The 5,174-nt window shown below is 52.2% G+C and carries 5 protein-coding genes; all 5 read left to right on the forward strand.

From position 1 onward, the window contains the following. Positions 1-376 precede the first annotated feature (376 nt). Positions 377-985, forward strand: a complete 609-nt coding sequence (gene plsY, locus GDA65_20415) for a glycerol-3-phosphate 1-O-acyltransferase PlsY (protein ID MBA5865049.1) — start codon at positions 377-379, stop codon at positions 983-985. A gap of 393 nt (positions 986-1,378) precedes the next feature. After that, a complete protein-coding gene (locus tag GDA65_20420; protein ID MBA5865050.1) occupies positions 1,379-1,861 on the forward strand; it encodes a hypothetical protein in 483 nt (160 codons plus the stop codon). Between the two features lie 590 nt (positions 1,862-2,451). Next, positions 2,452-2,793 (forward strand): hypothetical protein, encoded by a 342-nt coding sequence (locus GDA65_20425; protein ID MBA5865051.1) that lies wholly within the window; start codon positions 2,452-2,454, stop codon positions 2,791-2,793. A 699-nt stretch (positions 2,794-3,492) separates the two neighbouring features. Next, complete coding sequence (locus tag GDA65_20430) at positions 3,493-3,858, forward strand: hypothetical protein (protein ID MBA5865052.1); 366 nt, start codon at positions 3,493-3,495, stop codon at positions 3,856-3,858. Positions 3,859-4,008: 150 nt separating this feature from the next. Then, positions 4,009-5,174 (forward strand): hypothetical protein (locus GDA65_20435; protein MBA5865053.1); only part of this gene is annotated, 1,166 nt, incomplete at its 3' end.

Consider the following 5,174-nt stretch of genomic DNA (forward strand, 5'->3'; position numbering starts at 1 on the left):
TGTCCGAAGATGCAAAATCCTTACATGTCGAACCTCGCAAGCTATTGATTATCCAAGAATGTATGAACGTTTTGCCCAGACGGTAACAGGTAATTGCGCGAACTAAAGCTGTTGACAGAGGCGCGGTCGGAAGTAATTTTCTTTACAAAGATGCGGCAGTATAAGACCATGATTTTTCTATGAAAATAGTGACGAATAAGTTGAACGTTCTCTGTTGTTCCGGACACGCTCTCTTTCCAAGAGCGTGTCAAACCCTTCACAGAATGTTTCTCTCAATTACGAGGAAACAGGATCGATACCTTCGAGTCTTCAGCCAACGGGCTAGTAAATCCTTAGAATATTTCGAATCGTGTTTGGAGAGAGCTCTTTGAATTGGTTGGTGTTGTTGGCAAGTATTGGAGGGTATCTTTTAGGATCGATTCCTTTCGGCGTCGTCGTGTCACGATGGTTGGACTCGCCTGATCCCAGGATGGCGGGGAGCCGGAATGTCGGATTCACCAATGTCTTGCGGGTCGGTGGGAAAAAGGCCGGGATCCTGACGTTGCTCGGTGACATTGGGAAGGGATGGCTCGTCGGATGGATAGGCACACTACTATTCCACCAAGAAGCTGCTATTCTGCTCGTGGCGCTGACGTCTATCGTCGGCCACCTCTATTCCATCTTTTTGAATTTCAAGGGAGGGAAGGGTGTAGCCACGGCCTTAGGAGCGGTGCTGGGAGTCGCCCCCTGGATCGGCCTCACCCTCATGGGTATTTGGGTCGGAGCGGTCTTATTGTGGAAATATTCTTCCGGGGGTGCACTCGTGGCCTTTGGATTGTTTCCAATTGTGGCGCTGCTGTCTCATCAATCCTGGCTCTTCGTGTTATTCGCCTGTCTAGTGGCTATCCTCATCTGGTCCAAGCACACCGATAATCTTGTCCGTCTCTGGATGGGTACGGAACGGCGCATTGGTGATCGTCCCTCCGATCAAGTCGCTCCTCGTTGAGGAGTCGGTGCCATTCCAACCGATAAACTGCTAAGGGTGCCAGGCGGCCTACGCTTCGATGCGTGCTGCCCCACTAATGGCTGGATAGTCCGGAAACGGATGAAGCCGCGGCGCAGACCTGTTTCATTGCTTCTTCCGGATGTTGCAATTTAGGCTTCTGGGGTAGATGAACAGACCGTGCCTTGGTAATTGACTCCTGGTTCTTAGGGCTTTCTGACCTGAGTAAGGAGTTACGCTACAACCTCGCTATTTGGCACATCGCTGAGCCTATCCGCTGCTGTTCCCGCTCGTTGAAATTCTCTGCCAAGGACATCTTTAGCTTGGCAGGAATCCCTGCAAACTCCCAACTCTCAGTCACACTATTCTTCTTTAAAGATAAACTGGGAGGTGAAGATGTTGCAGCTTATGACTTCGTTATTCCAAACAGAACGACCACTGCGATCCTACTCCACCATCGAACCAGGCATTGCTCCATTGGTGGCAACCATGAACCGCACCGGTCTCATGCGCACGATCGCCTCCTGTGAGGGGCATTGGTATCGTGGCCTCGATCCATATGTGGCGTTTGAAGCCTCGATGCAGATTGGCAGTGAATTCGATCGTCTGCTTCACGAGGACACGATCGCTCAACTATCGCAACTGTTTTACCACTGGCGTCTCGAACCCTACTTTAATGAGGATCATGACATCCGATTTAGACTGTCATCTCCCCAGTTGTCCAGCCTTTATATCTGGCGGCCAACACGATTGCGGCATGATTTTGAGACTCTTGCCTCAATGATCCAGAAACTGGGCTTTCAGTTCAAGAATAGGACCATCCATCACATCGAGTATGCATGTGGCGCTGATCGCAGCACCCCTCTAAGACACGTCTAGAACACCTAGTAAATCACACAGGTGACCTATTTATAAGTTGATGATATTTGGTATCTAAAGGGCAGGCGTCCCCTAAGGAAGAAGGGGATGATCGCGGGCTGTAATTGCTTGGAATATTTAAATTATTGCCAATTCAGGCAGGCCTGATATGCTCCCTCTTGAGATAAGACGAGGCGGTCTGTTAGCATGCAAGCCCGCATTTGAGGAAGTGCATTGCCTGATATATCGTTTGGTCCCAAGGGGACCGCTTCGTTTCCAACAAAGCACCATGGCGATGTGACGCTCTCGCAAGCCAAGTGGAATACAATCTGCAGTCAACCGGAGCGATATTATTATCGCCATAACGGTGAGAAAGTTTCCACCACGCTGATTGCACCAGATTACGTGAGGCATCATAAGACGATCTCAACACAGTTCTTATATTATAAGAAGTTTGAATCGTTCATGATTTTGCCGGGTGTAGATGGTCCGCTTCCATGTAATTATTTCGTCGTGGTGATAGACACAGCAACACAGCGGATCTGTACTGTCTATCCGACAGAGAAGCCCAGACCTGGAACAAAGGAATACAAACCAGAGGGGGCAGCAAGATGAGAGCCGATTTAAAAGGTAAAATGAGTATCGAGTCAACCGAAGTGAATTTGGAGTTTTCTGAAACCTACGATCAGGAGGATGACACCTATTACGTGACTTTCAAGACCGGAGAACCATCCTACTGCGTGGAGCTTGATGATGTGCTATTACTGGAAGTCGGCATGTTCACCAAATTGCCAACTGGATTCAGAATCCTAAATTTTAATAAGAACAAGGTGAAGGCAATTAATTGCCGAGTCCTTATCAAGGAAATGACAAATACACTTAAAAGCACTCAGCCCACATTCCGAGAAAGAAAGCATGCTGTCGAGCATGCTCTGGAGAAGGTATTGGCTTAGTTTTTCATGAGTTCTCCTAAATACGACCATGCCATAAGCAACACGGGGAAGAGACACCAGCATCTAGGCTCAAAGAATAGAAGAGAGTAAGAATCCCTCGGTCAACGTTTGCAGCCGACGAATCTAGCAGATATCTCCTGCAGCATCACATCTTAACATTATATCAACGAGATATTCTGGAAGAATCGCTTCGCTCCACGACCGGGCGCGCCTAGTCAGAACGGCGCCAGCATCACCCATTCTAGTCACCGCAGCCACACCAACTCCCCACAAATTTCAACTAACGCGATCGGCAGTCCTAAGGATGTGGCAATTGGGACAGAGACATCCGTGAGACTCCATCCCTATTGTAGGCAAAGAATAAAGTTCTTATCTAAAAAGAGACCTATATAGGCGGAACGTCGAACAACGACGCAGCCCGTGGTGGAAATTCAGGTAAGAACTTTATTCTTCGTGCACACCTATGTGTATCACGATCAAGAATTGGTCAATCTGAGAGGATCGAATCGAATGTGCCTCACAGCGCAACGCCTGCTCCCGTTTGACTTCAAATCAGAACATTCGGCGCGCTGGTTCAAATTAGCGAGAAGGTAGGGTGTCGACTTCGTGAAGTCGACCAGTGGCGCCAGAGTCCGAGGCGAGGCACTCTTGCGAGCAGACTGAAAGAGTGGTAAGGTTTCCCTGTTCAGGAGACGCTCCATGCGCCGCTTCCATTCCCTCCTCTCAACGACCTTAGTGCTGCTCCTCCTCGTGTTGAGTTTCAATGCCTATGCCTGTCTCCTGCCGGTAAGCAGCAGTTCAAGCACGGAGATGGGCAATGGCTGTTCCACACCGGAAGAACAATCGGCACGACAGGTCTGCGACGCGTTTAAGACGTTCACGGCCGAGGCGCCGAGTCAGTCCCAGCCTTCCTATGATGGCCCACTGCTGTGGGTGGAAGACGCGCTTTCGGGTTCGCTCCTCTCATCGCCGCCGCTAGACGGGATTTTCAAACCTCCGTTTCCCTTACCTTCAGACAGTTCGTCTCAACTGCTTCGGACGAGCACCATCGTGCTTCGCATTTGATCCTCCCATCCTGAGTTTTCTCAACCTGTTCTAATCCTACTGCTCAGTCTTCGTGCTGAACCACTTAGGCCGTTCTGCTCGGTCATTCGTACCGAGAGCCGGTTGTTCAGCTGGAATACCGAGCCCAAGAATTTGAAAAGGAGGATTCTCATGAGATGGAATCCAGTACATCAGTGCCTCACGATGGCCGTGGTCGGAGTGCTGTGTGTTGGTGGACTCTCAGGCCGTGCCGCTGCGGATGAACGCATTCAGCCAGCGACGTTGGGCTTGTCAGGGTTGATTCAGGAAGTCTTGGCGAGAAATCCTGAACGCCAGGCGGCGCGGCAGCAATGGGAGGCCGCCTCGAAACGAGTGCCGCAGGCGCGCTCGCTGGAGGATCCCACCCTGTCAGTCCAATGGTGGAATGCTCCCGAATCCTTCAACCTCGGTCGGGCGGAGAACACCATTATCGGACTGTCGCAAAAGTTCCCCTTTCCCGGAAAACTCACCCTGAAGGAAGAGGTTGCCAATCGGTCGGCTCACATAACAGAGCAGGCGTTACGTGCCAAGGAACGCGACCTGATCGCCCGCGTCAAGCAGGCCTACTATGACCTGTTTCTCGCGCACAAGGCGATCCACATCCACCACGAACAGATCGACCTGCTCAAACAGTTTCTTGAGATCGCTATTGCGAAGTTCCGGACCGGGAAGGGTAGCCAAGTGGACGTGCTCAAAGCCCAAGTTGAGCTCTCCACTCTGTACCAGCGTCTTCCGGTTCTGGAACAGCAGCGAGATACGGCCCAGGCCAAAGTGAACACCTTGTTGGATCGGGATCCGCGGTTTCCGTTGGGCTCTCCACAGGTGCCGCGCGACCAGCGGTTCGACAAGGAGCTTGAAGAACTGTATCAGACAGCCGTCACTGCCAGGCCTGAGCTCAAGGCCGGCGAGTTGGCCGTCCAGCGGAACGAAGGCGTCCGCGCCCTCGCTCAGCGCCAGTACTACCCCGATCTCCATCTGGCGTTCCAGCGCTTTCAGAACTTTAATGCCAACGACGGGTTCGGCGCCGTGGTGTCCATCAACATGCCGTTCGCGTTCTGGACCAGGCCGAAGTACGACGCGGCCGTGCAGGAGGCGTCAGCAGCGGTCGCGGCGGCACGCGCAGACCTCCACACAGCGGAAAACCTGACCCGGTTCCAGATCCGGGATCTGTTGGCAAAAGTCCGGGCGAGTTGGGAAGTGGCGGTGCTGTACCGGACCACGGTGCTGCCCCAGGCCGAGCAGGGCGTGGAAGCCGCGCGGGCCGGCTATCGCACCGGAAGGACGTCCTTTCTGGATCT

This window comes from Nitrospira sp. CR1.1, from assembly GCA_014055465.1.
Classification (GTDB): domain Bacteria; phylum Nitrospirota; class Nitrospiria; order Nitrospirales; family Nitrospiraceae; genus Nitrospira_A.

Coding starts and splice junctions, on each gene's coding strand:
- GDA65_20425 (MBA5865051.1), top strand. CDS start 2,452: ATGAGAGCCGATTTAAAAGGTAAAATGAGTATCGAGTCAACCGAAGTG.
- GDA65_20430 (MBA5865052.1), top strand. CDS start 3,493: ATGCGCCGCTTCCATTCCCTCCTCTCAACGACCTTAGTGCTGCTCCTC.
- GDA65_20420 (MBA5865050.1), top strand. CDS start 1,379: ATGTTGCAGCTTATGACTTCGTTATTCCAAACAGAACGACCACTGCGA.